The 24,232-nt window shown below is 57.8% G+C and carries 27 protein-coding genes; 15 read left to right on the top strand and 12 right to left on the bottom strand.

All coding sequences use genetic code 11. The features are described 5' to 3' along the window. Positions 1-229 precede the first annotated feature (229 nt). A complete protein-coding gene (gene yaaA, locus AC1DSG_RS11260) occupies positions 230-1,009 on the bottom strand; it encodes a peroxide stress protein YaaA (RefSeq protein ID WP_477790954.1) in 780 nt (259 codons plus the stop codon). 240 nt (positions 1,010-1,249) lie between these two features. Here yaaA and AC1DSG_RS11255 point away from each other — a divergent pair, with 240 nt between their 5' ends. The 6 genes from AC1DSG_RS11255 (at position 1,250) to AC1DSG_RS11230 (ending at position 6,541) form a co-directional block, all read left to right on the top strand. Continuing rightward, positions 1,250-2,374, top strand: coding sequence for a polysaccharide deacetylase family protein (locus AC1DSG_RS11255; protein ID WP_477790953.1), 1,125 nt, complete (start codon positions 1,250-1,252; stop codon positions 2,372-2,374). A 346-nt stretch (positions 2,375-2,720) separates the two neighbouring features. Continuing rightward, positions 2,721-4,115, top strand: coding sequence for a PhoH family protein (locus AC1DSG_RS11250; RefSeq protein WP_477790952.1), 1,395 nt, complete (start codon positions 2,721-2,723; stop codon positions 4,113-4,115). 176 nt (positions 4,116-4,291) lie between these two features. Continuing rightward, positions 4,292-4,765: a cyclic pyranopterin monophosphate synthase MoaC gene (gene moaC / locus AC1DSG_RS11245; RefSeq protein WP_162437327.1), complete on the top strand. Its 474-nt coding sequence runs from the start codon at positions 4,292-4,294 to the stop codon at positions 4,763-4,765. Then, entirely contained in the window at positions 4,762-5,004 is a 243-nt protein-coding gene (locus tag AC1DSG_RS11240; protein ID WP_477790951.1) for a MoaD/ThiS family protein, read from the top strand. Before moaC ends, AC1DSG_RS11240 begins: the two co-directional genes overlap by 4 nt. Positions 5,005-5,007: 3 nt before the next feature. Further along, positions 5,008-5,460, top strand: a complete 453-nt coding sequence (gene moaE / locus AC1DSG_RS11235; RefSeq protein WP_477790950.1) for a molybdopterin synthase catalytic subunit MoaE — start codon at positions 5,008-5,010, stop codon at positions 5,458-5,460. 304 nt (positions 5,461-5,764) lie between these two features. Next, on the top strand, positions 5,765-6,541 hold the full coding sequence (locus AC1DSG_RS11230; RefSeq protein WP_477790949.1) for an ABC transporter substrate-binding protein: 777 nt from the start codon (positions 5,765-5,767) through the stop codon (positions 6,539-6,541). Between the two features lie 111 nt (positions 6,542-6,652). Here AC1DSG_RS11230 and AC1DSG_RS11225 read toward each other — a convergent pair whose 3' ends face one another. From AC1DSG_RS11225 to AC1DSG_RS11205, 5 genes are all read right to left on the bottom strand, one after another. After that, positions 6,653-7,279, bottom strand: a complete 627-nt coding sequence (locus AC1DSG_RS11225) for a helix-turn-helix transcriptional regulator (protein ID WP_027924854.1) — start codon at positions 7,277-7,279, stop codon at positions 6,653-6,655. A gap of 89 nt (positions 7,280-7,368) precedes the next feature. Then, a complete protein-coding gene (locus AC1DSG_RS11220) occupies positions 7,369-8,496 on the bottom strand; it encodes an NAD(P)/FAD-dependent oxidoreductase (RefSeq protein ID WP_477790948.1) in 1,128 nt (375 codons plus the stop codon). Positions 8,497-8,641: 145 nt separating this feature from the next. Beyond that, positions 8,642-9,589: an ornithine cyclodeaminase family protein gene (locus AC1DSG_RS11215; RefSeq protein WP_477790947.1), complete on the bottom strand. Its 948-nt coding sequence runs from the start codon at positions 9,587-9,589 to the stop codon at positions 8,642-8,644. A gap of 136 nt (positions 9,590-9,725) precedes the next feature. Further along, positions 9,726-11,213 (bottom strand): ATP-dependent RNA helicase RhlB, encoded by a 1,488-nt coding sequence (gene rhlB / locus AC1DSG_RS11210; protein ID WP_477790946.1) that lies wholly within the window; start codon positions 11,211-11,213, stop codon positions 9,726-9,728. A 96-nt stretch (positions 11,214-11,309) separates the two neighbouring features. Then, complete coding sequence (locus tag AC1DSG_RS11205) at positions 11,310-11,966, bottom strand: alpha/beta hydrolase (protein ID WP_477790945.1); 657 nt, start codon at positions 11,964-11,966, stop codon at positions 11,310-11,312. A 466-nt stretch (positions 11,967-12,432) separates the two neighbouring features. Here AC1DSG_RS11205 and AC1DSG_RS11200 point away from each other — a divergent pair, with 466 nt between their 5' ends. The 4 genes from AC1DSG_RS11200 (at position 12,433) to AC1DSG_RS11185 (ending at position 16,594) form a co-directional block, all read left to right on the top strand. After that, positions 12,433-13,464, top strand: a complete 1,032-nt coding sequence (locus AC1DSG_RS11200; protein WP_477790944.1) for an amino acid ABC transporter substrate-binding protein — start codon at positions 12,433-12,435, stop codon at positions 13,462-13,464. Positions 13,465-13,529: 65 nt separating this feature from the next. Continuing rightward, positions 13,530-14,711: an amino acid ABC transporter permease gene (locus AC1DSG_RS11195; RefSeq protein WP_477790943.1), complete on the top strand. Its 1,182-nt coding sequence runs from the start codon at positions 13,530-13,532 to the stop codon at positions 14,709-14,711. A gap of 10 nt (positions 14,712-14,721) precedes the next feature. Next, a complete protein-coding gene (locus AC1DSG_RS11190) occupies positions 14,722-15,819 on the top strand; it encodes an amino acid ABC transporter permease (RefSeq protein WP_477790942.1) in 1,098 nt (365 codons plus the stop codon). A 10-nt stretch (positions 15,820-15,829) separates the two neighbouring features. Then, positions 15,830-16,594, top strand: a complete 765-nt coding sequence (locus tag AC1DSG_RS11185; RefSeq protein ID WP_477790941.1) for an amino acid ABC transporter ATP-binding protein — start codon at positions 15,830-15,832, stop codon at positions 16,592-16,594. A 64-nt stretch (positions 16,595-16,658) separates the two neighbouring features. Here AC1DSG_RS11185 and AC1DSG_RS11180 read toward each other — a convergent pair whose 3' ends face one another. Both AC1DSG_RS11180 and AC1DSG_RS11175 read right to left on the bottom strand, forming a co-directional pair. Next, positions 16,659-17,147, bottom strand: a complete 489-nt coding sequence (locus AC1DSG_RS11180) for a type II toxin-antitoxin system MqsA family antitoxin (RefSeq protein ID WP_477790940.1) — start codon at positions 17,145-17,147, stop codon at positions 16,659-16,661. Then, positions 17,144-17,455 (bottom strand): type II toxin-antitoxin system MqsR family toxin, encoded by a 312-nt coding sequence (locus tag AC1DSG_RS11175; RefSeq protein ID WP_477790939.1) that lies wholly within the window; start codon positions 17,453-17,455, stop codon positions 17,144-17,146. Before AC1DSG_RS11175 ends, AC1DSG_RS11180 begins: the two co-directional genes overlap by 4 nt. 167 nt (positions 17,456-17,622) lie before the next feature. Between AC1DSG_RS11175 and AC1DSG_RS11170 the strand changes: the two genes are divergently transcribed. The 4 genes from AC1DSG_RS11170 (at position 17,623) to AC1DSG_RS11155 (ending at position 20,528) form a co-directional block, all read left to right on the top strand. Beyond that, the gene (locus AC1DSG_RS11170; RefSeq protein ID WP_477790938.1) at positions 17,623-18,282 is read left to right on the top strand and encodes a FadR/GntR family transcriptional regulator; all 660 of its coding nucleotides are present in this window, start codon (positions 17,623-17,625) and stop codon (positions 18,280-18,282) included. Then, positions 18,272-19,582, top strand: a complete 1,311-nt coding sequence (locus AC1DSG_RS11165; RefSeq protein WP_477790937.1) for a CynX/NimT family MFS transporter — start codon at positions 18,272-18,274, stop codon at positions 19,580-19,582. The genes AC1DSG_RS11170 and AC1DSG_RS11165 overlap by 11 nt, the downstream gene beginning before the upstream one ends. A 115-nt stretch (positions 19,583-19,697) precedes the next feature. Then, entirely contained in the window at positions 19,698-20,168 is a 471-nt protein-coding gene (locus AC1DSG_RS11160) for a nuclear transport factor 2 family protein (protein ID WP_477790936.1), read from the top strand. 39 nt (positions 20,169-20,207) lie between these two features. Beyond that, the gene (locus AC1DSG_RS11155) at positions 20,208-20,528 is read left to right on the top strand and encodes a GIY-YIG nuclease family protein (protein WP_477790935.1); all 321 of its coding nucleotides are present in this window, start codon (positions 20,208-20,210) and stop codon (positions 20,526-20,528) included. Positions 20,529-20,624: 96 nt separating this feature from the next. On the opposite strand, the gene AC1DSG_RS11150 is transcribed toward AC1DSG_RS11155, so the two are convergent. Together AC1DSG_RS11150 and AC1DSG_RS11145 are read right to left on the bottom strand one after the other, a co-directional pair. Beyond that, entirely contained in the window at positions 20,625-21,071 is a 447-nt protein-coding gene (locus tag AC1DSG_RS11150) for a hypothetical protein (RefSeq protein WP_477790934.1), read from the bottom strand. Positions 21,072-21,077: 6 nt separating this feature from the next. Beyond that, the gene (locus AC1DSG_RS11145) at positions 21,078-21,533 is read right to left on the bottom strand and encodes a Panacea domain-containing protein (RefSeq protein ID WP_477790933.1); all 456 of its coding nucleotides are present in this window, start codon (positions 21,531-21,533) and stop codon (positions 21,078-21,080) included. A 283-nt stretch (positions 21,534-21,816) separates the two neighbouring features. On the opposite strand from AC1DSG_RS11145, the gene AC1DSG_RS11140 reads away from it, so the two are divergent. Further along, complete coding sequence (locus AC1DSG_RS11140) at positions 21,817-22,752, top strand: glutathione S-transferase family protein (RefSeq protein WP_477790932.1); 936 nt, start codon at positions 21,817-21,819, stop codon at positions 22,750-22,752. Positions 22,753-22,902: 150 nt separating this feature from the next. Here the strand turns inward: AC1DSG_RS11140 and AC1DSG_RS11135 are convergent, their stop codons facing one another. After that, complete coding sequence (locus tag AC1DSG_RS11135) at positions 22,903-23,253, bottom strand: glutaredoxin family protein (protein ID WP_477790931.1); 351 nt, start codon at positions 23,251-23,253, stop codon at positions 22,903-22,905. Continuing rightward, complete coding sequence (yejK, locus tag AC1DSG_RS11130; RefSeq protein WP_477790930.1) at positions 23,253-24,230, bottom strand: nucleoid-associated protein YejK; 978 nt, start codon at positions 24,228-24,230, stop codon at positions 23,253-23,255. Before yejK ends, AC1DSG_RS11135 begins: the two co-directional genes overlap by 1 nt. Positions 24,231-24,232 lie beyond the last annotated feature (2 nt).

The raw sequence follows: 24,232 nt of genomic DNA, 5'->3' as shown, positions 1-24,232 counted from the left end.
CCCTTGATATATGGGGTTATTATCGGCTTCGATATTTTTATGCCACTACCGATAAAATTTTTCAGTGCCACTACTGAAAAAAAATATCGAAGTCGAGTGAAACTAAAGTTAGAAAAACAGATGATGGTTTTTTGGCGCCAATTAGTCGGCTATACAGGAGGGAGATTGTTGGACGATCTGCGGTGGGTGCACGACGAGGTTGTCGATGTCGTGCACCCAATGTGTGCATTTATTCGGGAGCGTGATCGCGCAGGAAAACCAGATTGTCCGGTTTCGATTGCTCGGCGCTGTAGCGGTAACCCTGAACGTCAAATTGCTTGAGGTCGGAGGGGTTGTTGATGCGCTCTTCGATGACGAAGCGGCTCATCATGCCGCGGGCTTTTTTTGCGTAGAAGCTGATGATTTTGTACTGGCCGTTCTTCAGGTCCTTGAAGTCGGTATTGATGATGCGCGCGTTCAAGGCGTTGCGTTTGACGGCCGAGAAATACTCGTTGGACGCCAGGTTCAGCAGCACGTCATCGCCTTGATCGGCCAGCGCTTCGTTCAGCCATTCGCTGATTCGCGTGCCCCAGAAGGCATACAGGTCCTTGCCACGGGCATTCGCCAGTTTGGTGCCCATCTCCAGCCGATACGGTTGCATCAGGTCCAGTGGGCGCAGCAGGCCATACAGGCCGGACAACATGCGCAGGTGCTGTTGGGCGTAATCGAAATCGGCTTCGCTGAAGGTTTGTGCATTTAGGCCGGTGTAAACGTCGCCTTTAAAAGCCAGCAGCGCTTGCTTGGCGTTTTCCGGTGTAAACGCGGGCGTCCAGCTGCCGAATCGCGCGGCGTTGAGCCCGCCGATCTTGTCGGAGACGTGCATCAACTCGCTGATTTGCGCCGGTGTCAGGTCGCGCAGTTGCAGGATCAACTCTTGGGAGTGATCGAGGTACTGCGGCTGGGTAAAGCGCTGGATCGCCGGCGGTGTTTCGTAATCGAGGGTCTTGGCGGGGGAAATCACCATCAGCATGAAGTCGTCTCCTTTAATCGTGGGCGCGATTCTAGGGGGTTGTCCGTGATGACTCCAGCTATGGGTGTCATAGGTGATGGGTGGTGTCATGGGAAAGTACGCAGCCTCGCGTTGCTCGACAGCTGCTACACCTTCGGACGACAACCCGGTCCCGTAGCAGCTGTCGAGCAACGCGAGGCTGCGATCTTTTGATCGTCTCGATATATAGTGCCGCGCGGGTTTTGTTATGGAGATATCCCATTGCGTATCGTTTTTCTATTCTCGGCCTGGCTGTTGAGCTTTGGCGCCCTGGCGGCGCCCGGCGATGCAGCGACGCTTGATCGCAGCACCTGGCCAGAGAAGCTCAGCAGCCCGATCCTGTTCGATGTGGCGTCGCGGGCCGAAATCCTCATGTTTGCCCGTGTGCTGCTGGCCAGCGAATCGCTGGATGAACCCGCCCTGGCCCTGCATCTGGGGTTGCGCAAAATCAATCTGGAAGCGGTCAACCAACTGCGCCAGCGCCTGTGGCAGCGTTTGCTGACCAACTACAACTTCGCCCAGCAAAGCTGCGATCAGGATGCGTCCTTCTGTTTCCTGGTCGAGGACATGGACACCTTGCGCGGGCAAGCGGCCAAGTTCCAGGTCAGCGACGAGAGCTACTACATCAAGTGGGCCGAACCGAGCCGATTGTTCCACGCCAAGTACCTGGACGAGCAGCTACGCAAGGCCGCCCTGTTTCCGCAGACCAGCAGCGAAGTCGATCGTTTTGGCGACTATGAGCGCAACGGCGACGGGATGCATGACCGCTTGTTTTTACTGACCTTCGACAGCGCCGCCAACGTCGCACCAGACAACACCGGTTGGGTCACCGAGTACCTGCGCAAGTCGAACATCAGCGGCACGTTTTTCGTCCTCGGCAAGGACATTCAGACGCGTCTGGCTGAACAATCAGTGGCCAGTCTGCAAGCGATGTACTCGCAGCAATGCATCGGCGTGCAGGGCTGGGAGTTTCGCTCCCACAGCCACTGGCAGGACTGGCAGGACTCGGTGCGACGCAGCGTCGAACTGGTCAAAAGCAAGTTGCCGGAAAATTACGTGCCGCTGTTTCGTCCGCCCGATGGCCAGCGTCGCTCTGATGCCGAAGGCTTCTTCAACGCTCAGGGCTTGCGGGTAGCGTTATGGGATATCGATGCGCAGGACGGGGCGGGCAAGCTCAAGGGCAACCCGAGTGCGCAACGGGTGTTGACGCTGATGTTGCTGTGGCGCCACGGCGTGATCAATTTCAATGTGAAGCAGGACGCGGTGAAAACGGCGCTGCCTTGGCTCATCACGCAAACGGCGCAAAGCGGGATCGGTTGGGAAGACTGTCAGGACGGTTTTCGCTGAAACGCAGCTAATTGACACAAGCGCCGTAAACATTGGGTTTTTGGCGTTTTGGGGAGGGATTTCGATGCAGGCGGACTTCCGACTTTAACGGGGTGATGGCAGTCCGCCAAGTGTTATTGGTCACTCTGAAAAATAAACTTCAAAAAAACGTCAAAGTACTTTTTTCTGTCATGGGTTTTGGAGTATTACGAAGACAGACCGCCGAAACCTGCAACACAGGTGGCGTCTCCCAAGACCCAACTTGTGTGCAGTTCACTTGAATCCTCGCAGGTGAATTCGGTGGCCACTTCGAGGCGCAGCACTGTCATGGTATTGCGTCGACTGGCTCCCACAAAGGTGACCGAGTATGGATGATCACGGACGTAGTTCTTCTTCCAACCAGCCAATCCTTTATGTACTCGATACCAACGTATTGATTCACGATCCAAACGCCCTGCTTAACTTCGAAGAACACCACGTTGCTATCCCGATGACCGTGCTTGAGGAGCTGGACAAGCTCAAGAGCGGGCATCACAGCGTGGCTGCTGAATGCCGTCAGGCCATTCGCCTCATCGACAAGACGCTGGGCGATGCCAGTCCTGAAGATGTAGAGCTGGGGGTTCCGATCCAGCGTGGCAAAAGTGGGCCCAAGGGTTTGCTGTCAATTCTGATGAGCAAACGCGCCGAACCGAACATCATTCTTCCCGAACACCTGAACGACAACATCATCATCAATCAATTGATTGATCTGCACGCTCGCGAACCCAAATTGCCCGTAGTGCTGGTCACCAAAGACATCAACATGCGCCTCAAGGCCCGGGCGTGCGGGATCGCGGCCGAGGACTACAGCACCGACCAACTGGTTGACGACGTTTCGTTGCTGCCTAACGGTTACCACAACATGACCGGGTCATTCTGGGACCTCGTCAAGAATGTCGAAACCCGCCAGGATCACGGCCGCACCTGGCACCAGGTGAGAATGATCGACAACCTGCCGGCTGTGCACATCAACGAGTTCATCATCGACGAACAGGGCTTTGTCGGCTGGATCAAGGAAATTGACGAAGACAAGCTGCTGATCCTCGACCTGCACCAGGAACCGCTGCTGCATCAGGAAGCCTGGGGCCTRAAACCCCGTGACATCTATCAGAGCCTGGCGTTGTATGCCCTGCTGGATCCGGATATCCACCTGGTCAACCTGACGGGTGCTGCCGGTTCGGGTAAAACCATCCTCGCACTCGCCGCGGCGATCGAGCAGACCATGGTCAGCAAGCGCTATCGCCGGATTATCGCCACCCGGAGCGTGCAGGGCCTGGATCAGGAGATCGGCTTCCTGCCCGGCACCGAAGCAGAAAAAATGGAGCCTTGGCTGGGCGCCATCACCGACAACCTCGAAGCCTTGCACATGGATGACGAAAACACCCATGGCAGCGTCGACTACATCCTCAGCAAAGTGCCGTTGCAGTTCAAATCCCTCAACTACATTCGAGGTCGCAGCTTCCAGCAGAGTCTGATTTTGATCGATGAGTGCCAGAACCTGACCCCGCACCAGATGAAAACCATCATCACCCGTGCGGGCGCCGGTTCCAAAGTGGTATGCCTGGGCAACCTGGCGCAGATCGACACCCCTTATCTGTCCGCGACCAGCTCCGGGCTGACATACCTGACCGAACGCTTCAAAGACTTCCCTAACGGTGTGCATATCACCCTGCAAGGGGTACCTCGCTCGATTCTGGCTGAATACGCAGAGTCTCACCTCTGAGCTGCAAGCTTTAAGCTGCAAGCCGCAAGTTTCAAGCGAACCAAGTGAACTTCACTTGCCGCTTGTAGCTTGCGGCGTTCGGCTGCTTAAATACTCCCTTCCCAAACCTACAACCGGACTGCGCTTTTCACTTGCCGCTTGTAGCTTGCCGCTTGCAGCTGCCTCAAGGAGGCCTCGTGCTGACTCATCTCGATTCCCAAGGTCGCGCCAACATGGTCGACGTCACCGAAAAAGCCGTGACGTTCCGTGAAGCGACGGCCCAAGCGCTGGTGCGCATGCTGCCCGACACCCTGCAGATGATCGTCAGTGGCGGTCACCCCAAAGGTGACGTGTTCGCCGTGGCGCGCATCGCCGGCATTCAGGCGGCGAAGAAAACCAGCGATCTGATTCCCCTGTGCCATCCGCTGATGCTGACCGGCGTCAAAGTCGAGCTCAGTGCCGAAGGTGACGACACCGTGCGCATCGTCGCGCGTTGCAAGTTGTCCGGGCAGACCGGCGTCGAAATGGAAGCGCTGACCGCCGCCAGCGTGGCAGCACTGACTATCTACGACATGTGCAAGGCCGTGGATCGCGGCATGACCATCGAGAGCGTGCGGCTGCTGGAGAAGGTCGGTGGCAAGAGCGGTCATTTCCAGGCAGATCAGCCATGAACGTGACAGTGAGGTTTTTCGCTCGATACCGCGAAGCGCTTGGCGTGGACTCGGTCAAGGTTGAAGGTGATTTCGCCTCGGTCGATGACGTGCGCGCATTACTGGCGCAACGCGACGGTGCCGATGTGCTGAGCGAGCAGAATCTGATGTGCGCCCGCAATGAGGATCTTTGCCAGCTCGACGAGCCGGTCAGCGATGGCGATGAAGTGGCGTTCTTTCCGACCGTGACCGGGGGCTGATCCATGGCGATTCGTGTGCAGTCCACGGCGTTCGATCCCGGTGCCGAAGTCAACGCCATGCACGCCGCCAATGTGGGCGTAGGTGCTGTGGTGAGTTTTGTCGGCTATGTGCGCGACTTTAATGACGGTCTTGATGTGGCCGGGATGTTTCTTGAGCATTACCCGGGCATGACCGAGAAGGCTCTGGGCAAGATCACCCTGGAGGCCGAGCAGCGCTGGCCGCTGTTGAAGATGGAAGTTCTGCACCGCATTGGCGCCCTGGAACCGGGAGAACCGATCGTCTTCGTCGGCGCCGCCAGCGCCCACCGTCAGGCGGCTTTCGACGCCTGCGCCTTTGTCATGGACTACCTGAAAACCCGCGCGCCGTTCTGGAAGAAAGAAAACACCAGCGATGGCTCGCGCTGGGTGGAAGGGCGGGACAGTGATCATGCGGCGGCGGATCGCTGGAAGCGGTAGTTCCTGTGGTGCCCTCAAGTAAGTCATCGCGAGCAGGCTCGCTCCCACAGTAGATCTCCATGAACACATTATTTGTGTTCGACAAAGAGCCCCTGTGGGAGCGAGCCTGCTCGCGATGGCGTCATTTCCAACACCAAAAATCTGCTGATTTGCCACCCGACCATCGGCCGCTGCGAACTACGCACACCCGATTGACGATTAATACATAAAAGTCCAGTATGGAATTCCAAGTACAAAAAACATTTCCCGTTTCAGCTCTTTCTTCTGTCTTGCCAAACCAACAACAACCCGCGAGAGAACGAACATGAAGAAATACCCCCTCATCACCGGTCTGGCCCTGAGCCTGTTGGTGTGCAGCAGCGTGTTTGCCGCCGAGAAAGCCCTGCGCATCGGTATTGAAGCCGCCTACCCGCCATTCGCCTCCAAAACCGACGAGGGCAAGATTGTCGGTTTCGACTACGAGATCGGCAATGCCCTGTGTGCGCAGATGAAGGTCGAGTGTGTGTGGGTCGAAGGCGAATTCGATGGTCTGATTCCTTCCCTTAAAGTGAAGAAAATCGACATGGCCTTGTCCTCCATGACAATCAACGATGACCGCAAGAAGTCGGTGGATTTCTCCCACAAGTACTACTTCACCTCGTCCCGTCTGGTGATGAAGGAAGGCGCGGTGGTCGATGACCAATACGCCAGCCTCAAAGGCAAAACCGTTGGCGTGCAGCGCGCCACCACCACCGACCGTTACGCCACTGAGGTTTTCGAACCCAAGGGCGTCAACGTCAAGCGCTACAGCAACAACGAAGAAATCTACATGGACCTGGCCGCCGGCCGCCTCGATGCCATTTTTGCCGACACCATTCCTTTGAATGACTTCCTGTCGATGCCGCGTGGCAAGGGTTACGCGTTTGTCGGGCCGGAGTTGAAGGACCCGAAATACGTGGGTGAGGGTGCGGGGATTGCGGTGCGCAAGGGCAATGCTCAATTGGTGAGCGAATTGAACGCGGCCATTGATGGCATTCGTGCCAATGGCGAATATCAGAAGATTTCGGACAAGTACTTCAAGTCCGATATCTACGGCGATTGATAGTCCGTCATCGCGGGCAAGCCCGGCTCCCACAAGGGGTCTGTGTCGTCCACACATTCCCTGTGGGAGCCGGRCTTGCCCGCGATGGGGCCCGACCAGCCAACATAAATTTCAGCCCTTCAATTCCTTCAAATGCTTGTAAACCGTCGCCCGTCCCATGTTCAGCACATTGGCCACATAGTTCGACGCGCTCTTGCCCTTGAATGCACCCTCGGCGTGCAGCGCCAAAACCAGTTCGCGTTTGTGGTCGCGTGTCAGCAGGTTCAGGCTCAGTTGACGTTCACGCAGCCAAGCGTGCAGGAAGGTATTGATCCGCTCCTGCCAGTCATCACGAAACAATGAGTCCGGTTGCGGGATCAGTTTGCTGGGCGACAGGAACAGATCGAGCGCCGCTTTTGCATTTTCGAACAGCGAGATGTTCAGGTTGACGCACAGGACCGCGAGCGGATGACCTTCGCTGTCGCGCAATACCGTACTCAAGCTGCGAATCTTCTGGCCATCCCAATTGAGCTTTTCGTACGGCCCAATGTTGGTTTCGCTGACATCATCGCTGAGCATGTCCTCCAGCGCGGCGTCATCGCCAATTTCCCGTTTCGACAGGTTGTTGGCGATGTAGTCGATCTTTTGCGTGCGCAGGTCGTGCAGCACCACCTCGGCATGGGGGAAGAACAGCGTGGCGATGGCATCGGCAATCGCTCGGTAATTGTCCAGCGCCGGGTCTTTTTCAGGTGCGTTCATACAGTGGAGCTCCAGGCAGCGTCAGCGCCCTGCAAAAGGGGCGCTGGAAGTGTGCCGTAATCGTGTGGACACGTCACCTGAACAGGCTATCAGCCCAGGCGAGCGGGGGAGAGCATGTCGGTGTTCAGTCCGAAACGCGTGAGCTGCTCGGGCAAGCTTTCACCCCGTACCAGCGCCGCACTGGCCTGGCCCATAGCTGGCGAGGTCTGGATGCCGTAGCCACCTTGTGCTGCCACCCAGAAGAGGCCCGGGACCTGCAGATCGAAACCGGACAGTAAATCACCGTCACTGACAAAGCTGCGCAACCCGGCCCAGGTTCGGGTCGGACGGCGGATGGTCAGGGTGGTGGCCTCTTCGATCTGGTAAATCCCCATGGCGATGTCCAGTTCTTCTGGCTGTACGTCGTGCGGTTCTACCGGGTCGGCGTTAGCGGGTGAGCCGAGGAACATGCCAGCGTCGGGTTTCATGTAGAACGATTCGTCGAGGCTGACCAGCATTGGCCAGTGATGGATGTCGACGCCCTCAGGGCCGGCGAAGATAAAGGCTGCGCGCCGTTTCGGTTGCAGGCCCAGCGGCCGGGCGCCGGCCATTGCGCCAATTTTGTCAGCCCAGGCTCCGGCGGCGTTGATGATGACGGGGGCGCTGAAGGTCCGGCCGTTGGTGGTTACCTGCCACACGCCCTCGGCATCGCGGGTCAGGCCGAGCACTTCGGTATCGGTTATGACTTCGCTTTTGTTGCGACGGATGCCGCGCAAGTAACCCTGATGCAGGGCATCGGTGTCGATGTCGCTGGCGGTCGGGTCGTAGATCGCGCCATGGACTTTTTCCCGGCGCAGGATCGGCATGCGCGCGCAGGCTTCGTCGGCGCTGAGCAGTTGCATTTCGGGCACTGTGGCTTTGGCGCTGAGGTACTGACTGTTCAACTCTGCGGGGTCGCCGGTGAAGTCCACGGTCATCTCACCGCGCGGCGTCAGCAACGGGTGTTCGCAGAAACCGGCGGGCGGGGCGTCGAAAAAATCGCGGCTGGCCTGGGTCAGTGCGCGAACCTGAGGCGTGCCGTAGGCGGCGGTGTAGAGCGCGGCGGAGCGCCCGGTGGAGTGATAGGCCGGATGCGATTCGCGTTCGAGCACAATGACCCTGGCCTGCTGCGACAGCCAGAAACCGGTGGAAGCGCCAGCAATCCCGCCGCCGATGATGATGAAATCTGCCTGGCTCATGAACGTCTCCTGATGGGGCGCAAATGCCATTGATATAAAGGAACCCTGTAGGAGCCGGGCTTGCCCGCGATTGCATCACCGCGGTGTTSCTGACAGAGCGTGGCGCCTGCATCGCGGGCAAGCCCAGCTCACACAGGGTCAAGTGTTAACGCAGCAGTTGGTAAAGGGCATTGGCCAATGCGATGTCTTCCAGGCCCAGGCCGATGGAGCGGAAGAACACCGGCCGGTTGTAATCGGGGCGCTGTACCTTGCCGCTGAGCAGGTCGGGCAGGTCGCCGAGAATCAAGCGCTTGTCCCAACCATGTTGCTCACCAGCAATCAGCATCTCACCCGCCGAGCCCGGCGTGGTCAGGCGATAGTCGCAGAACACCTGCATGTCATTGAGGCTTTTCGGCGGCACTTCGTGGGCGCGCGGGGCGTTGGTGCTGATCGAGGTGATCAGCGCTGGTTTGCTCAACTTCGACGGGTCAATCACCGGTCCTGCGGACGAGGTGCTCAGCATGATCACTTCGGCGTCCTGAATCGCCTCTTCGCGACTGTCGACGATGGTCAGTCGTGGGTCGAGGCTTTTGAGCTGATCCAATGCGTCTGAATGCTTGTCGCTCAAGCTCGGTGAATACAGGTTGATACTTTGCCAATCACGCAGATCCTTGACGTAGTGCAGGTGCGCCTGGGCGACTTTGCCACTGCCGATGAGCGCCAGACGCTGCGCCTTTAAAGGCGCCAGTGCATCGACTGCTACGGCGGTGGTTGCGGCTGTGCGTGCGGTGGTCAATTCACCGGCATCGCACAGCAGCAACGGCTGGCCGGTCTGCATCGACATCAGCAGGGTCCACGCGGTCACCAGTGGACCTTGTTCGCGCACGATGTACGGCGAAGTCTTAACCCCGTAGACACCGTCTAGCGCCAACACGCCGAGGTAGTTGATGAAGTCTCCAGCGCCCTGAGGGAATTCCACCAGTTGCTGCGCCGGTTGTACGGCTTGGCCCGCGGCCAGGTCGCGGAACAGTTTGCGCAGGATTTGCGGCACGTCAACTTTCGCCAGCAGTTCGCGGGCTTGGGATTGGGTGATCACGTAAGGCGTACTGGACATGGCCGGCTCCGAGCGCTGAATTAAACTAATTTGTCCATTATGGACTTTTAGTTGTATTGGGCAAGCTCTTGTAAAAAAGCGGGGCGAAAAAAAAGCGCAGTCCGTTTCCGGCTGCGCCTCTTCTGCAAGCTCCCGGTTACGGGCGTTTGCGCTCAACCGCCCGCAGTAGATGCGTCGGTGGTGTTTCACAGCTGATCTTGCGACCCAGCAACGCCTCGATGGACGGTAACTGGTAGGAGTCATCTTCACCGGCAAAACTGATGGACACGCCATCGGCGCCTGCACGACCGGTACGCCCGATACGGTGTACGTAGTCGTCCGGGACTTCTGGCAAGGTGAAGTTGATCACGTGGCTGATGCCGTCGATGTGAATGCCGCGACCGGCGACATCGGTGGCGACCAATACGCGAATCTTGCCTTCGCGAAAGCCTTCCAGGGTCTTGATGCGCTTGTGTTGCGGCACATCGCCGGACAGTTGCGCGGCGTTGACGCCGTCACGCACCAGGCGTTCTTCAATGCGGCGTACTTCATCCTTGCGGTTGGCGAACACCATCACCCGCTCCCAACCGTTGTCGTTGACCAGGTTGTAGAGCAGTTTGTATTTGTCGGCACCGGCAACGGCGTAGATGTGCTGCTCGACGTTTTCGCTGGCGACGTTTTGCGCTTCGATCTCGACGATCGATGGCTCGGTGGTCCATTGCTTGGCGAGGTTCATCACGTCTTCGGTGAAGGTCGCGGAGAACAGCAGCGTCTGACGCTCGTTCTTCGGCGGCGTCTGGCGAATGATCTGACGTACTTGTGGGATGAAACCCATGTCGAGCATCCGGTCGGCTTCGTCCAGCACCATCACTTCGACCATGTCCAGATGCACGTCGCCGCGCTGGTTGAAGTCGAGCAGGCGACCCGGGGTGGCCACGAGGATGTCGCAGTGACGGGCTTCGAGGTGCTTGAGCTGCTTGTCGAAATCCATGCCGCCGACAAACGTCATGACGTTGAGGCCGGTGTATTTGGTCAGGTCGGCCGCATCCTTGGCGATCTGCACCACCAGTTCGCGGGTGGGAGCAATAATCAGTGCCCGCGGTTCACCCATGTAACGCTCTTTGGGCGGTGGGGTTTGCAGCAGTTGGGTGATGATCGAAATCAGGAACGCGGCCGTTTTGCCAGTGCCGGTCTGGGCGCGACCGATGGCGTCTTTGCCTGCGAGTGTGAAGCCAAGCACCTGGGCCTGGATCGGCGTGCAGTACGGAAAGCCCAGGTCCTGGATGGCGTGCATCAGTTCCGGGGCGAGTTTGAAATCGTGGAAGCGGGTTTTGCCTTCCTGGGGTTCGACGACGAAGTCTTCGAGTTTCCAGGGGATGACGGGTGCCTTGGGCTTGGGTTCGCGACGGGGTTTTACCGGTTTCGGCGCTTCGTTGCGCGGCTGTTCAGAGGCAACGACCGGGGCAGGTTGGGTGGCCGGAGTGGTCATCGGCTCGTGTTTCGGTACCGCTGCGGTTGCGGTCCGGCCAGACTGATTACCGTCGGTGCGGTGGCTGGGGGTATGAGACGGAGCGCTGGGAACTGGCGCGAGCTGCTCAGTCTCGCTTTTACCGAACATTTTCTTGAGTGCTTTGAGCACGGTCATCTCATCAATTGGTTAAGGAATGTACGCCGGCCAGTGTAATGCAAGAATCGGGCGCGGCGTAGTGGGATGATCAATGGGCTGCAATTCGCATAACCGTTAACGCAAACGCTCGGCAAGCCAGACGCCGATGTCGCGGATCTCTTCGGGTAACACTTCGTGGCCCATTGGGTATTCCTGCCATGTCACGGTGACACCACGTTGCTTTAAATGCTCGTAAGCGCTGCGGCCCATGGAGTTCTGAACCACATCATCGTATTGACCGTGCAAAGACAGCACCGGAATACGCTGCTGGCTGGCTGAAAGTTCGAGTTCATCGCTGAACGTGGGCGCGTAGGTGGAGAGGGCAAGTACGCCACCCAACGGCCCCTGCCATTTCAGGAACGCGGTGTGTAATACCACGGCTCCACCTTGGGAAAAGCCTGAGAGAAAGATTCGCGAAGCGTCTATTCCGCTGGCTCGCTGCACTTCAATCAACTTTATGACTCGTTGCGCCGACTCTTCCAACTGCTCGCGGTTGATCGCGCGCGCCGGGCTCATGGCCAATATGTCGTACCAGCTCGGCATCTCGTAGCCACCGTTAATGGTGACGGCGCAGGTCGGCGCTTGAGGCAGGACGAAACGGGTGGTCAGCAGGCTTTCCTGCAACGCTTCAGCGACCGGCAGGAAATCGTAACGGTCGGCGCCCAGGCCGTGCAGCCATATAACGCAGGCGTCTGCGGGCTTTACGGGTTCAAGAATAAGGGGCTCGGTCATGGCTGCTCCATTGTTGTGCGTGCGCGCTCATTGGGTGCGAGGTCAGAGTGCGCGCCAGGTTGATCAGTTAAGAAGATGTCGCAAGGCTACAAGTTTTGCTATTGACCTGTCGCGCAATTGCTTCGGCAAGCGGTCTGGTACGGGCTTTGCTAAGGGGAAAAGGTGCAACCCATCTCGCGCCTTGCGGTAACACTATCAGTGTACTGCTGACCGCGGGATAGCAAAGAATCCGGTGATGGATGTTCGCCAGTGGCCGTTACGGGCTTCGCGAACGTGAAAGGGCTACAGCCCGTTCGGCCGATTGGTGAGAAGTGAGTTATCCATGATGTGGATTTTCTCCTACTAGACTCATAGCGCAGGTCCTATGCCGGTTGACCCTAAAAAAAACCAATAAGGGTCGATTACGCCTCAAAAGGGTGCGGAAGGATTCAGCTCCGACACAACAAGAGCAAAACTGGAGGTTTGAATGAAGATGTTGAAATCCACCCTGGCTATCGTGACTGCAGCCGCAGTACTCGGTATCAGCGGGTTCGCTCAGGCGGGTGCAACCCTGGATGCAGTGCAGAAAAAAGGTTTCGTACAGTGTGGTGTGAGTGACGGTCTTCCGGGCTTCTCGGTTCCGGACTCCACTGGCAAGATCGTTGGTATCGATGCTGACTACTGCCGTGCTGTAGCGGCTGCCATTTTCGGCGACGCGACCAAAGTCAAATTCAGTCAGTTGAACGCCAAAGAGCGTTTCACCGCGCTGCAGTCGGGCGAGATCGACATTCTGTCGCGCAACACCACCATGACCAGCTCTCGCGACTCGGGCATGGGCCTGAAGTTTCCTGGCTTTATCACTTACTATGACGGCATCGGCTTCCTGGTTAACAACAAGCTGGGCGTGAAGAGTGCCAAGGAACTGGACGGTGCAACCATCTGCATCCAGGCCGGTACCACCACCGAACTGAACGTTTCCGACTACTTCCGCGGCAACGGTCTGAAATACACCCCGATCACCTTCGACACCTCTGACGAAAGCGCCAAGTCGCTGGAGTCCGGTCGTTGCGACGTTCTGACTTCCGACAAGTCCCAGCTGTTCGCCCAGCGCAGCAAGCTGGCCTCGCCGAAGGATTACGTGGTACTGCCCGAAACCATTTCCAAGGAGCCTCTGGGCCCGGTCGTGCGTAATGGCGACGACGAGTGGCTGGCTATCGCGCGCTGGGTTGGCTACGCCATGCTCAACGCTGAAGAGGCAGGCATCACTTCGAAGAACGTCGAAGCTGAAGCCAAGTCCACCAAGAACCCTGACGTTGCCCGTCTGCTGGGTACCGATGGCGAATACGGCAAAGACCTGAAAGTGAAAAAGGACTGGGTCGTCCAGATCGTCAAGCAAGTCGGCAACTATGGCGAAGTGTTTGAGAAAAACCTCGGCAAGAACACTCCGCTGGAAATCGACCGCGGGCTGAATGCTCTGTGGAACAACGGCGGCATTCAATACGCACCACCAGTGCGCTGATGGTTCTGTCACCCGGCGGGCCAACCGCCGGGTGATGTTCTGTTCCATTACATCCGGGGCACTTCATGCAAAATTCAATCGGCGCACCAAAGCAGAGGCTCAGCCTCAGCGATCCCAAAGTGCGTGCGTGGTTATTTCAGATCATCACCATTGTGGCGGTGGTCTCTATGGGCTGGTATCTGTTCGACAACACGCAGACCAACCTTCAACACCGGGGCATCACCTCCGGTTTCGACTTTCTTGAGCRCAGTGCCGGTTTCGGCATCGCTCAACACCTGATCGACTACACCGAATCGGACAGTTATGCCCGGGTGTTTGGCATCGGCTTGCTCAACACGCTGCTGGTGACGTTCATCGGCGTGATCCTGGCGACGATCCTCGGGTTCATCGTTGGCGTGTCACGGCTGTCGAAGAACTGGATCATCGCCAAGCTGGCAACTGTTTATGTGGAAGTCTTCCGCAATATTCCGCCGTTGCTGCAAATCCTGTTCTGGTACTTCGCGGTGTTCCTGACCATGCCGGGGCCACGCAACAGCCACAACTTCGGCGACACCTTCTTTGTCAGCAGCCGCGGCCTGAACATGCCCGCAGCGTTGGTTTCAGACGGTTTTTGGCCGTTTGTAGTCAGCATCGTTGTGGCCATTGTCGCCATCATGCTGATGAGCCGCTGGGCCACCAAACGCTTCGAAGCGACGGGTGTGCCGTTCCATAAGTTCTGGGTCGGCCTGGCGCTGTTTCTGGTAATCCCAGCGCTGTGCGCATTGATCTTCGGCGCGCCAGTGCATTGGGAAATGCCGGAACTCAAGGGCTTCAACTTCGTCGGTGGCTGGGTACTGATCCCCGAGTTTCTGGCCTTGACCCTGGCCTTGACGGTGTACACCGCGGCGTTCATCGCCGAGATCGTGCGCTCGGGCATCAAGTCGGTCAGCCACGGCCAGACCGAAGCGGCGCACTCGCTCGGCCTGCGCAACGGTCCGACCCTGCGCAAGGTGATCATCCCGCAAGCCCTGCGCGTGATCATCCCACCGCTCACCAGTCAATACCTGAACCTGGCGAAGAACTCCTCGCTGGCGGCCGGTATCGGTTATCCGGAAATGGTTTCGTTGTTTGCCGGTACGGTGCTGAACCAGACCGGGCAGGCGATCGAAGTCATTGCCATCACCATGAGCGTGTACCTGGCGATCAGTATCAGCATTTCCATGCTGATGAACTGGTACAACAAGCGCATTGCGCTGATCGAGCGGTAAGGAAAAGCGCATGAGCACACATACTTTCAAACCTGACATGCCGCCACCGAACCGTAGCATCGGTGTCGTGGCGTGGATGCGCGCGAACATGTTCTCCAGTTGGCTCAACACCCTGTTGACTCTGTTCGCGTTCTACCTCATCTACCTGGTGGTACCGCCGATCCTGCAGTGGGCGATCCTTGACGCCAACTGGGTCGGCACCACCCGCGCCGACTGCACCAAGGAGGGCGCCTGCTGGGTGTTCATCCAGCAGCGTTTCGGCCAGTTCATGTACGGCTACTACCCGCCGGAACTGCGCTGGCGCGTGGACCTGACCGTGTGGCTGGCGGTCATTGGCGTGGCACCGCTGTTCATCTCGCGTTTTCACCGTAAAGCGGTGTATGGCCTGAGCTTCCTGGTGCTGTACCCGATCATCTCCTGGTGCCTGCTGCATGGCGGCGTGTTTGGCTTGGACGCCGTGGCGACCAGCCAATGGGGCGGCCTGATGCTGACCCTGGTGATCGCGACTGTCGGTATCGCTGGCGCGCTGCCGCTGGGTATTGTCCTGGCATTGGGCCGTCGTTCGAACATGCCGGCGATTCGAGTGGTCTGCGTGACCTTTATCGAATTCTGGCGCGGCGTGCCGTTGATCACGGTGCTGTTCATGTCTTCGGTGATGTTGCCGTTGTTCCTGCCTGAAGGCATGAACTTCGACAAATTGCTGCGGGCACTGATCGGCGTGATCCTGTTCCAGTCAGCCTACGTGGCTGAAGTGGTGCGCGGTGGTCTGCAAGCGATTCCAAAAGGTCAGTACGAAGCGGCTGCAGCGATGGGCCTCGGTTACTGGCGTAGCATGGGCCTGGTGATTCTGCCGCAAGCCCTGAAGCTGGTTATCCCCGGCATCGTCAACACCTTCATTGCGCTGTTCAAGGACACCAGCCTGGTGATCATCATCGGCCTGTTCGACCTGCTCAACAGCGTCAAACAAGCTGCCGCCGACCCGAAATGGCTGGGCATGGCCACTGAAGGCTACGTGTTCGCGGCCCTGGTGTTCTGGATTTTCTGTTTTGGTATGTCGCGCTATTCCATGCATCTGGAACGCAAGCTCGACACTGGCCACAAGCGTTAGGAGTTCTGAAATGAGCGAAGCAATCAAAAAGTCGACGAGCCCTGAAGGCATCATTCAGATGCAGGGCGTCAACAAGTGGTACGGCCAGTTCCACGTCTTGAAAGACATCAACCTGAACGTCAAGCAGGGCGAGCGTATCGTGTTGTGCGGCCCGTCGGGTTCAGGCAAGTCCACCACCATCCGTTGCCTCAACCGATTGGAAGAACACCAGCAGGGTCGCATCGTGGTCGATGGGGTGGAGCTGACCAACGACCTCAAGCAGATCGAATCGGTCCGTCGTGAAGTCGGCATGGTGTTCCAGCACTTCAACTTGTTCCCGCACCTGACCATCCTGCAGAACTGCACCCTGGCGCCGATGTGGGTACGCAAAATGCCCAAGCGTCAGGCCGAGGAAATTGCCATGCATTACCTGGAGCGCGTACGCATTCCAGAGCAGGCGCATAAATTCCCTGGGCAACTGTCCGGCGGTCAGCAGCAGCGTGTGGCGATTGCCCGCGCGCTGTGCATGAAGCCGAAAATCATGCTGTTCGACGAACCGACTTCGGCACTCGACCCCGAGATGGTGAAAGAGGTGCTGGACACCATGATCGGCCTGGCTGAAGACGGCATGACCATGCTCTGCGTGACCCACGAAATGGGCTTCGCCCGCACCGTGGCCAACCGCGTGATCTTCATGGACAAGGGTGAAATCGTCGAGCAGGCGGCGCCGAATGACTTCTTCGATAACCCGCAGAACGAGCGGACCAAGATGTTCCTGAGCCAGATTTTGCATTGATCGAAATCAGGCAGTGAAATAAACCCGGACAGTGTTCCGGGTTTATTTTTGTCTGGGGTTTGGGTCAGGACGCCAATACTGTTTCCTGTTCCGGGAATCGTGCAGCGAGCAATCGCTTCAAGTCGGAACCTTCATTCATGGCTTGTATTTCAGCAAGTAAATGCGGATGACGATCCAACAAACGCATCAGCGTAAATAACGCTTGAGGTGGGGGAAGTTCGCCGCGTTCGTAACGTGAGAACGCATTGTGGCCAGCACCGGAAAGCTGCTTCACCGCTTCCTTCTGCGTGAGATGTAATTTTCGGCGGATGCGTTTCATCTCCGCACCCATGGTCTGAAAGCAGTCTTCGAGCAATTTATCGCCAACGTCGGAGTAGCGCTCGGCGCTGTCAGTATCATTATCGAAAATGATTTCACCGCAGACCTTGCACTCCCAGCCGGCAATATCGTGCACCCAGCGTGATACATTTTTGTAGTCGACACTGAGGCTGCGCCCTTCGAAATGTTGCATGGCGTGTTGAGTGCCACAACTCATGCATTGCCGCGTATTCATAAGTTCCGCTCCTTGAAAGAGATCACCGGGGGCCCACCGTAGGGGCAGTAGGTCACTTTGATGTAGAGCTCCATTTCATGAAATGTAGTGTGGTAAACGTCCTGCCAGCTTCGGTGGTCGGTGTAGCACGTCATCGACTTGTAGAGCATCCGGCGTTCCAGCGAGCAAATGACTGACTCCATATCTCGCAGGTTCAATCCCATGCGCTTGCCAGACCTCAATGCGGCTTGAGTAAACGCTTTGGCTCCTTGCCTTCTGACCTCGTCCTTGATGACTGACAAGGCGTAGTGGGGTGTGTTCTTTTCCATAAGAAGCCGTGAACCCTATCCCTGAAATTACCCTTAAAGGGTAATTTTTAATAATCGAAAATCCCGCTCCTTTTCCTGCCCCTTAACCCTAGGCGGTTGTTCTCTCGGACGTAGCTGACTAACATGTCAGAAAATTCATCCTATGATTGGATGAAAGGGCGAATTCCATGTCAGACATTTCTCCATTGACCAAGCGATCCTTGGTCGACCAAGCGCTGGACCAACTGCGCCGGCGCATTAACGACGGCGTCTGGGTCGTCGGCCAACGCTTGCCCACCGAGCCGGAACTGGCGACCGAGTTGGGCATCAGCCGCAACACCGTGCGCGAAGCCATGCGGGTGTTGGCGTTTTCCGGGTTGATCGACATCCGTCAGGGCGACGGCAGTTATCTGCGGGCCGTGATCGATCCGCTGGACACCCTGAAAGCGCTGTCCCGCTGCTCCCACGAGCAGGCTCGCGAGACGCGGCACATCCTTGAAGTCGAAGCCATCGGACTCGCGGCATTGCGCCGGACAGACGAAGACCTGGTGGCCTTGCGCGAAGCGCTCGGCGTCAGCGGCAGCCACTACCACGGCGATCTCGACAGTTACATCGCCTGCGACCTGGTGTTCCACCGTCGTCTTGTGGATGCCGCACACAACCCGACGCTCAGCGAGCTGTATCGCTATTTCTCCAGCGTCGTCGGCGCGCAATTGCGTCAGACCTTGAATATCACCCCGCGACGCCAGGAAGTGTTCGACCTGCACATCGAACTACTTGATGCCGTCGAGCAACGGGACCCGGAACGGGCCAAAGCCTTGTCGAGGCAGTTGATCAATGAACCTTGAAACCGAGAAATCCATGTCCAGCAGCGATCGCAACTTCACTCATCCCAAGCGCTCGGCGGAGCTCGAAGAGCTGCTGATCGACGCAGAGGCCGATGACGAACAGGTCCAGCAGAGCCATCCGATCCTGCGTCGGCCATGGTTGTTGTTGCTGGGCCTGATTCTGGTTGCGCTGAACCTGCGCCCGGCACTGTCGAGCATGGCGCCGATGCTCAGCGAGATCTCGAAGACCCTCGGTTTGTCGGCCGCGCAAGCCGGTTTGCTGACGACATTGCCGGTCTTGTGCCTCGGCTTGTTCGCGCCATTGGCGCCGGTGCTGGCGCGCCGTTTTGGCGCAGAGCGGGTGGTGTTGGGGATTCTGCTGACGCTGGCGGGCGGGATCATTTTGCGCAGCTCGTTTGGCGAGATCGGGCTGTTTGCCGGTAGCGTGCTGGCGGGCGCAAGCATCGGCGTGATCGGGGTGCTGTTGCCGGGAATCGTCAAACGCGACTTCCCGAAACAGGCCGGCACCATGACCGGTGTCTACACCATGGCGTTGTGTCTGGGCGCAGCGATGGCCGCCGGCGCAACCGTGCCGTTGAGCGAGCATTTCGACAAGAGCTGGGCTATGGGTCTGGGCTTCTGGGTACTGCCGGCGCTGGTCGCGGCGATCTTCTGGCTGCCGCAAGTGGGTGGACGGAAGCACGGCACACACAACGTCGCGTATCGGGTTCGCGGACTGTTGCGCGATCCTCTGGCCTGGCAAGTGACCTTGTACATGGGCCTGCAATCGTCGCTGGCGTACATCGTGTTCGGCTGGTTACCGTCGATCCTGATTGGTCGAGGTCTGACACCTACCCAGGCCGGTCTGGTGTTGTCCGGTTCGGTGATCGTCCAGTTGGCCAGTTCGCTCGTGGCGCCTTGGCTGGCGACACGCGGCAAGGATCAGCGGTTGGCCATTGTCGTTGTCATGGTGTTGACCCTCGGCGGTCTGTTCGGCTGTCTTTATGCGCCGATTGAAGGCCTGTGGGGCTGGGCGATTCTGCTCGGTCTGGGGCAGGGCGCGACGTTCAGCCTGGCCTTGACCCTGATCGTGCTGCGTTCGCGGGATTCGCATGTCGCGGCCAACCTGTCGAGCATGGCCCAGGGTTTCGGTTACACCCTGGCATCGATGGGGCCGTTTGCGGTCGGTATCGTGCATGACTGGACCGGCGGCTGGACGGCGGTGGGCTGGATTTTCGGCGTGATCGGCCTCGGCGCAATCGTTGCCGGTCTCGGCGCCGGGCGTTCACTGTACGTTCAAGTCGAAAGCGAAAAGGTCTGAATTCCCCCGCACTGTCGGTATTCGGCCCACGAATGCCGATAGTGTTTCGCACCGCTGCAGACTATCGTGCAGGCATTCTTTCGACGTCATTTTTGCAAGCACAGGGAGTCTGCCCATGAGTGATGCCCACAGCGCATTGATCACCCGGTTCTACCAGGCCTTCCAGCGCCTGGATGCCGAGGCCATGAGCGCCTGCTACACCGACGATGTGCTGTTCAGTGATCCGGCGTTCGGCGAACTGCGCGGCCGCGATGCCGGCGACATGTGGTGCATGCTCACCACCCGGGCCAAGGATTTTTCCCTGACTTTCGACAATGTGCGAGCTGACGAGCGCACCGGTGGTGCTCACTGGGTTGCCACCTATCTGTTCAGCCAGACTGGCAACATTGTGGTCAACGACATCCAGGCACGCTTCGTGTTTCGCGATGGCAAGATTTGTGAGCATCACGATAGCTTTGACCTGTGGACCTGGTCCCGGCAGGCGCTGGGTTTCAAAGGACTGATTCTGGGCTGGACGCCTTTAGTCAGAAACGCCGTTCGCGCTCAGGCTCTGAAGGGGCTGAAGGCATTTCAGGCCAGTCGCTGATAAGATCGCGGCTTGTTTCCTACAAGCCTTGATCGTCACGTGAGCACCCTGAACGAATCTTCCGACATTGCCGCCGAAGCAGCGCTGCCTGTCAGCCAACCTTGGTTCGTCTATCTCGTGCGCGCAGCCAATGGCTCGCTCTACTGCGGGATCAGCAACGATCCTGTACGCCGCTTCGCTACTCACCAGCGCGGCAAAGGGGCACGGTTTTTCCTCTCCAGCCCTGCCGTGGCCCTGGTGTATACCGAAGTCTGCCGCGACAAAAGTGAAGCGCTGCGTCAGGAACGATTGATCAAAAAACTCAAGAAAAGCGCCAAGGAATGTCTGGTCGCGAGTGCTGTTGCGGGCTTTTCTATCTGATACGTTGATCAATATTTTGAGTGTTTCGAAGTGATGCACTCAGATGAGGATGCAGTTGCCAGCATGCGAGCGCCCAAATCTCCGATCGAGCATAGTTCAAGTGTGTTTTTTAAGTGAAGGGCAGACTTGGTGGTCCGGGTCATACCAAAGTACGCGCATGACTTCACGCTCTCGAATACAAAAAACTCGTTTTGCTCCGGTGATGCGAAACGACATCAGAGAGTCAATGTCGTCTTGTTGGATTTCTTGGAGTCGATGTCGTGCTTCTTTCGACAAATCAACAATATCGATGTCATGCGACCCGCTTTCTCGTATCTCCCGAGCACACATCGTTTCAAAGCAGTGCAAGCGTTCCATTACTGCTTTGTAGTCAGTGGGTTCTGCGAGATCAGACCATGAAAAAGGACCGCCCTTGTCGATACGACTAAAACGCCAGGAAATGCCGGATATTGGCATCTCTCGTGAGTGGGGGTGCTTTGCAGGTTTATCGAAAACTGGAGCTGCGCGGGTTTTTGGTACCTTTTTTTGCGATCCCTTCGCCATAAAGCTTCACAGAGAGCTGTAATACTCAGCCATAGCCGCTTGGCTGATTTCTACGTTGCCTCGCGCACCGTCAGTCAAGCCTGCTTGTTGGCGGGCATTTTTCCACGGGTCTTCTGCGTGTGTGAGGTCGCTTAGCCATTGAGAGTGCTTGTCACCGTAGTGCTGTAACACGGCATCAATAGTTTCAAGTTGATCCTTGTCGAGTTTGCTCGAGTCGCCTTCGATCTGGCCTGGTGCGACTGAGTAAAGACCTCGATGAGCGGTGTAGAGCTCAGGAATTACGGGGCCATTTGCCCACGCCTGCACCTGCTCCGTTATGAGTGGAGCCTCATCCCAAACAAGTGACCAAGCCTGGCTGTAGTAAACAAGTTTTTGAAGCTTCATTGCTGTCATTTCCCCCATTCGTTCCTGAATGGCGGCCGCTACATCGACAGCCCGGACCGGGATGTGTTGAGCAGGCATTTTCAATCTCCTTGGGTTTGTAGACCCAAATTATAACAACGGAGGCGAAATGTGCCGGATATAAACCTATATGTCTATATGTACAGTAGTGCGCCGATGGCTGACATATTTCGAGGCAGTCAAATGCCTGACCTTGTGTCTCACCGCGCCAAGGGATTTCTGGTCGCGAGTGCCTTTGCGGGCTTATCAACCTGACTGATAAGTACCCATCAGGCAGATCTGTAGGCCGCGTGCCGATTGCGCGCTAAGCTGCGGATTCCTAATCCGTGCGGCGGAGCCGAGCATGTCCGAGTTGATTCTTCATCATTACCCGACGTCCCCTTTTGCCGAAAAGGCCCGCCTGCTGTTGGGTTTCAAAGGGCTGTCCTGGCGTTCGGTGAAAATCTCGCCCGTGATGCCCAAACCCGACCTGACAGCCCTGACTGGCGGCTACCGAAAAACGCCTGTGTTGCAGGTTGGCGCGGATATCTATTGCGACACGTCGTTGATCGCTCGGCGCCTGGAGCAGGAAAAAGCGCTGCCGGCGTTTTTCCCGGAAGGTCAGGAAATGATTGCCGCGACCTTCGCTGCCTGGGCCGATTCGGTGGTGTTTCAGCATGCGGTCAGCCTGGTATTTCAACCGGAATCGATCGCGGTGCGCTTCGGCAATTTGCCACCGGAAGCGATCAAGGCGTTCATTGCCGACCGCGCTGGACTGTTCAGCGGTGGCAGCGCTACCAGGTTGTCTGCCGAGCAGGCGAAGCATCAATGGCCGACGATCATGACGCGGCTGGAACAACAGCTGCAGCGCGAGGAGGGTGACTTCCTGTTTGGCGAGCCGTCGATTGCCGACTTTGCCCTGGCCCATCCAATGTGGTTCCTCAAGGCGACGCCGGTGACTTCACCGCTGGTGGATGCCTATCCGGCTGTTTCGGCCTGGTTTGGGCGGGTGATGGGCTTCGGGCATGGTGCGTCCAGCGAGATGACCTCCGAGGAGGCGCTGGAGGTGGCGCGTAATGCCACGCCGGCCGCGTTGCCGGATGAACAGTTCGAAGAGCCCAATGGCTTTGAGGCTGGCCAGCAGGTGGTGATCGCCGCAACCGATTATGGTGTTGACCCGGTGGCGGGCGAGTTGCTGTTTGTGGGCAGTGAAGAACTGATTCTGCGCCGTGAAGACGAGCGCGGCGGCGTGGTGCACGTGCACTTTCCGCGATTCGGGTTCCGCATCGAAAAACACTGAACCCACCCATTCCTGTGGTGAGGGGGCTTGGTTCCTGTGGCGAGGGAGCTTGCTCCCGCTGGGCCGCGAAGCGGCCCCCTTGTCATTGATAAAGAAGGGGCCTGCTGTGCAGTCCGGCGGGAGCAAGCTCCCTCGCCACAGGGGGATGAGTTATTTCAGTGCGGCGAGGATTGCGTCCGGGTCATACCCGCGCATCAGCGTGCCGTTCACATCGAGGATCGGAATCCCGCCACCACCCAACGCTTCATAAGCCTTGCGCGCCTCGGCGTCCTTCTCGATATCGAATTCCTTGTACGGAATGCCTTTCTGATCGAGAAAGCGCCGGGTCAGTTTGCAATAGCCACACCAGTCGGTCGCATAGAGCACGACGTTGGCCTTGGCCTGCGTCTGCTCCGACACCACTTGCGAAGGGTTGAACACCCGTTCGATCTTGCCCCAGTTCTGATAGACCACGACCACCAGCAAGATCAGCAGGCATTTTTTCAGGATGCCGTTCAGCATCAGTTGCGTCGCTTGAGCTGGTCGGTCAGCTGAGTCGGCAGGCCCTTGATGATCAGCGTACCGGCTTCTTCGTCGTACTCGATCTTCGAACCCAACAGGTGTGCTTCAAAGCTGATGGACAGGCCTTCCGCGCGGCCGGTGAAGCGACGGAATTGATTCAGGGTGCGTTTGTCCGCCGGGATTTCCGGGGACAGGCCGTAATCCTTGTTGCGGATGTGATCGTAAAACGCTTTCGGGCGCTCTTCGTCGATCAGCTCCGAGAGTTCTTCCAGGCCCATGGGCTCGCCGAGTTTGGCCTGGCTGCTGGCGTAATCCACCAGGGTCTTGGTTTTTTCGCGGGCGGACTCTTCCGGCAGGTCTTCGCTTTCAACGAAGTCGCTGAACGCCTTGAGCAGGGTGCGGGTTTCGCCCGGGCCGTCGACGCCTTCCTGGCAACCGATGAAGTCGCGGAAATACTCCGAAACTTTTTTCCCGTTCTTGCCTTTGATGAACGAAATGTACTGCTTGGACTGTTTGTTGTTCTGCCACTCGGAAACGTTGATCCGCGCCGCCAGGTGCAACTGGCCCAGATCCAGATGCCGGGACGGGGTCACGTCCAGTTGATCGGTCACTGCGACGCCTTCACTGTGGTGCAGGAGGGCGATCGCCAGGTAATCGGTCATGCCCTGCTGGTAATGCGCGAACAGCACGTGGCCGCCCACTGAGAGGTTCGACTCTTCCATCAGCTTTTGCAGATGCTCCACCGCCACCCGACTGAACGCCGTGAAGTCCTTGCCGCCCTCGAAGTATTCCTTCAGCCAGCCGCTGAACGGGTGTGCTCCGGATTCGGCATGGAAAAATCCCCAGGCCTTGCCTTGTTTGGCGTTGTAACTCTCGTTGAGGTCGGCAAGCATGTTCTCGATGGCGCTCGACTCGGCCAGTTCGGAGTCGCGGGCGTGAAGAACTGCGGGCGTGCCGTCGGGTTTTTTGTCGATCAGGT

It is taken from the genome of Pseudomonas sp. P5_A12, assembly GCF_056400685.1.
Note: the sequence above shows the minus strand (reverse complement) of the source record. Positions and strands in the feature narration are given on the sequence as shown.

Coding starts and splice junctions, on each gene's coding strand:
- AC1DSG_RS11175 (WP_477790939.1), bottom strand. CDS start 17,455: ATGGAAAAGAACACACCCCACTACGCCTTGTCAGTCATCAAGGACGAG.
- AC1DSG_RS11180 (WP_477790940.1), bottom strand. CDS start 17,147: ATGAATACGCGGCAATGCATGAGTTGTGGCACTCAACACGCCATGCAA.
- AC1DSG_RS11170 (WP_477790938.1), top strand. CDS start 17,623: ATGTCAGACATTTCTCCATTGACCAAGCGATCCTTGGTCGACCAAGCG.
- AC1DSG_RS11190 (WP_477790942.1), top strand. CDS start 14,722: ATGAGCACACATACTTTCAAACCTGACATGCCGCCACCGAACCGTAGC.
- AC1DSG_RS11220 (WP_477790948.1), bottom strand. CDS start 8,496: ATGAGCCAGGCAGATTTCATCATCATCGGCGGCGGGATTGCTGGCGCT.
- AC1DSG_RS11240 (WP_477790951.1), top strand. CDS start 4,762: ATGAACGTGACAGTGAGGTTTTTCGCTCGATACCGCGAAGCGCTTGGC.
- AC1DSG_RS11140 (WP_477790932.1), top strand. CDS start 21,817: ATGTCCGAGTTGATTCTTCATCATTACCCGACGTCCCCTTTTGCCGAA.
- AC1DSG_RS11225 (WP_027924854.1), bottom strand. CDS start 7,279: ATGAACGCACCTGAAAAAGACCCGGCGCTGGACAATTACCGAGCGATT.
- AC1DSG_RS11215 (WP_477790947.1), bottom strand. CDS start 9,589: ATGTCCAGTACGCCTTACGTGATCACCCAATCCCAAGCCCGCGAACTG.
- AC1DSG_RS11230 (WP_477790949.1), top strand. CDS start 5,765: ATGAAGAAATACCCCCTCATCACCGGTCTGGCCCTGAGCCTGTTGGTG.
- AC1DSG_RS11165 (WP_477790937.1), top strand. CDS start 18,272: ATGAACCTTGAAACCGAGAAATCCATGTCCAGCAGCGATCGCAACTTC.
- AC1DSG_RS11185 (WP_477790941.1), top strand. CDS start 15,830: ATGAGCGAAGCAATCAAAAAGTCGACGAGCCCTGAAGGCATCATTCAG.
- AC1DSG_RS11150 (WP_477790934.1), bottom strand. CDS start 21,071: ATGGCGAAGGGATCGCAAAAAAAGGTACCAAAAACCCGCGCAGCTCCA.
- AC1DSG_RS11200 (WP_477790944.1), top strand. CDS start 12,433: ATGAAGATGTTGAAATCCACCCTGGCTATCGTGACTGCAGCCGCAGTA.
- yaaA (WP_477790954.1), bottom strand. CDS start 1,009: ATGCTGATGGTGATTTCCCCCGCCAAGACCCTCGATTACGAAACACCG.
- AC1DSG_RS11145 (WP_477790933.1), bottom strand. CDS start 21,533: ATGCCTGCTCAACACATCCCGGTCCGGGCTGTCGATGTAGCGGCCGCC.
- rhlB (WP_477790946.1), bottom strand. CDS start 11,213: ATGACCGTGCTCAAAGCACTCAAGAAAATGTTCGGTAAAAGCGAGACT.
- moaE (WP_477790950.1), top strand. CDS start 5,008: ATGGCGATTCGTGTGCAGTCCACGGCGTTCGATCCCGGTGCCGAAGTC.
- AC1DSG_RS11135 (WP_477790931.1), bottom strand. CDS start 23,253: ATGCTGAACGGCATCCTGAAAAAATGCCTGCTGATCTTGCTGGTGGTC.
- AC1DSG_RS11205 (WP_477790945.1), bottom strand. CDS start 11,966: ATGACCGAGCCCCTTATTCTTGAACCCGTAAAGCCCGCAGACGCCTGC.
- AC1DSG_RS11160 (WP_477790936.1), top strand. CDS start 19,698: ATGAGTGATGCCCACAGCGCATTGATCACCCGGTTCTACCAGGCCTTC.